General features: G+C 65.2%; 2 protein-coding genes. Both read left to right on the forward strand.

The genetic code is table 11. The features are described 5' to 3' along the window. Positions 1-189 (forward strand): DUF742 domain-containing protein (locus HHX40_RS35530; RefSeq protein ID WP_138463408.1); only part of this gene is annotated, 189 nt, incomplete at its 5' end. 7 nt (positions 190-196) lie between these two features. Next, positions 197-508 (forward strand): GTP-binding protein (locus HHX40_RS35535; RefSeq protein ID WP_203950682.1); only part of this gene is annotated, 312 nt, incomplete at its 3' end.

Genomic DNA, 508 nt, shown 5'->3' on the forward strand with positions numbered 1-508 from the left:
CTGTGCCGTCAGGTGCGGTCGGTGGCGGAGGTGTCGGCGTTGCTGCGGATTCCGCTGGGTGTGGTTCGTGTGGTGATCGCGGACATGGCGGCGGAGGGGTTGGTGCATGTGCATCAGCCGCAGTTGGAGGCGGGTAAGCCGGATCTGAACTTGCTGGAAAGGGTGCTCAGTGGACTTCGCAGGCTCTAGCCGGGGGCTGACCTCGACGAAGATCGTGGTCGCGGGGGGTTTCGGTGTGGGCAAGACGACTTTCGTGGGGGCGGTGTCGGAGATCGTGCCGTTGACGACGGAGGCGGTGATGACCGACGCGTCGGCGGGTGTGGATGATGTGGGGCTGGTGCCGCACAAGACGACCACGACGGTGGCGATGGATTTCGGGCGGGTGTCGCTGGACCGGGATCTGATTCTTTATCTGTTCGGTACGCCGGGTCAGCATCGGTTCTGGTTCATGTGGGATGACCTGGTGCGGGGGGCGATCGGTGCGGTGGTGCTGGTCGACACCCGGCGG

Origin of the sequence: Microbispora sp. H10949 (assembly GCF_014161435.1) — a bacterium.
Lineage (GTDB): Bacteria > Actinomycetota > Actinomycetes > Streptosporangiales > Streptosporangiaceae > Microbispora > Microbispora triticiradicis.